Annotated in this window: 2 protein-coding genes; both read left to right on the top strand. The window is 56.3% G+C overall.

Translation table 11 applies throughout. From position 1 onward, the window contains the following. Positions 1-80 precede the first annotated feature (80 nt). Entirely contained in the window at positions 81-839 is a 759-nt protein-coding gene (locus QUA97_RS28105) for a DUF3038 domain-containing protein (protein ID WP_442921933.1), read from the top strand. Between the two features lie 177 nt (positions 840-1,016). Then, positions 1,017-2,269, top strand: a 1,253-nt coding sequence (locus QUA97_RS28100) for a DUF4335 domain-containing protein (protein WP_333197594.1), incomplete at its 3' end; no start/stop codon positions are given.

Below are 2,269 nucleotides of genomic sequence, written 5' to 3'. Positions count from 1 at the left end.
GTGAAAGTCTGTGGAGCGAACGTAAGACCGGATAGGCATAAGTCTGATGGCGGTTGCGATGAAGCAGAAAGGTCTAGGAAGTGATTTCTAGAATCCCCGTGCGTTCACGCCGGGGCGGATGTCAAGGAGAAAAACTAACAGATTATGCCGTTGTCCGGCGGCCGCAAATCCGTCAACACCGCATACTGTTAGGGTATTCAGCCTCAACCAGTCTTATTTCCCGTGCCCAAGCCATGCGCTCCACCGTAAAGCCCTCCGCTCCCACAAACCAAACAGGTTCATCTCCCAACTGGGAAGAATTGACCCAAAAAGCACCAGAACCTACCCAGTTGGACAACATTAAAGCCCAACTGGATTTAGTGCTGTTAGCCCTAGAAGCACTCGCACAAATTGGTTCAGACGCGATGCTCAAAGTAGCAGCCGAACTGAATTTAGAGCCAATGGTAGCCGATCGCGTGGCATTGTGGCGGCTGCGCCAATCTAACCCGCTGCGGAAAGGCCAGGGAGGGCGCAAAAAACTAGATGTGGAAGAAGCTCGATCGCTCGTTTTGATCGGCTGTCATTTAGCAAAACAGCACCAAGCTTTAATCCGCCGCGCCGTCGCTTTGCTAGAACAAATGGCAGAGCAAAACCGCGAACCTCATACAGTCGCTTTGCTAGGAGATTATATAGACAGGTTCAGCAACACCTATGCCGATCGCATGGAAGATGCAGAAAACCTATCGGCACAAGAACTAACCAACCTAGCCCTCAAACTCCTGATAGATTTGCTATTTTACAGCAGTCCCGGCGGTCACAGGCGGCTCTGGCTGGCTCTCCTAGACCGCGCTAAGAATTAAGCTAAGCCATAATGAAAACGAGAATGAAAAACATCAGGAACAGGCAAGATGCCTGTTGCTAAAAAAGCTTGTTAAGAATGCTACCAAATATCAGATAAAACATAGTTATTCCATCTGCCTAATGCCTAATGCCTAATGCCTAATGCCTAATGCCTAATGACTACTGACTAATGACTAATGACTACTGACTTCTTCCCTCTTCCCTCTTCATTCATTATGCGAAAACGGTACACGCCCCCTACTTGCACGCTGGAAATAACAGCCAAAAGTTCGCCTCTATCTCGCTGGGCCGGCAAACCCGTATTTAAATCTTTAAATTTCGAGTTGCGGCTCGACGACCCCAGACTACCAGATACCGAACACGTTACTCTCAGGGGCGATCGCGCTCAACTCGAAACCCTCCACGAAGCAGTCAGCAACTACGTCCAAAACTTGCTGGGCGAATCCCGCGATTGGGAAAGCAACCTCAACTCCCAAACAAGCCTAACCGCAAGCGATCCAGACTCGCCAGAAGTCGCGCGCCATGTCGTTACATTCGATCGACCAACCAACACATCCGAACCCGGAACCATCGCCCCAAACACTTCCTACCTGCCAGTTGGGCCCCGCCTAGAACCCCGCGGCTTGCTCGCCCACAACTTATTTTTAGGCACTTTAACCCCCGCAGAATCCGGGCCTGCAGTACACCTAAGCACCCTGCAACTGTTTGACTTAGCCACAGCATTAGATGACTGCGCCGCCGAAGCCATCGCCCTCCCCAACCTCAACCGCCAGCGCGGACGATCGCCCTCAGCAGCCGGACTCAAAGTAGCAGCCCTGCTGGTCGCTAGCGCCGGCCTGACGACAGGAATTATCAAAATGCTCGATCGACCCCCCACCGCCTCACAAACCGCCTCAGCCCCCGCCAATCCCCAATCGATCGCCAATTCACGACAGCCCCAGCTAGCTGCCGGCGCATCCCCCAGCCCAATTCCTGCCCCAACCACATCCCCCACCGCATCCCCAACACCAGGCTTACCCCCCCTACCGCCCCCGCCCATCAACACCGCCGTCACCCCCAGCCCCAGCTTGCCCCCCATCGCCCCCGCCCCAGCACCAACCACCAACAAACCCAGCCCCATCCAGCAGCCAGCCCTGCTATTTCCCCCCAACAGCAGCGCACCAGCCACCTCACAGACCGCCCCAGCCCTCCCCCAAGGGCAAATCATCACAATTCCCGCCCCCTCAGAACAGCCAAATTCCGTCGCCAAAATACCCGCAACAGTACCCTACCAACTCCCTCCCATACCCCCCAGACTAGCTCCCGCCGTACCGCCCCCCCTTCCGCCCTCCCTGTCCGCTTCCAGAATTCCCGGGGGGGGGGGGGGGGGGGGGGGGGGGGGGGGGGGGGGGGGGGGGGGGGGGGGGGGGGGGGGGGGGGGGGGGGGGGG

It is taken from the genome of Microcoleus sp. CZ3-B2, from assembly GCF_036705055.1.
GTDB lineage: Bacteria > Cyanobacteriota > Cyanobacteriia > Cyanobacteriales > Microcoleaceae > Microcoleus.
This window is presented reverse-complemented; position numbering and strand designations above follow the sequence as displayed.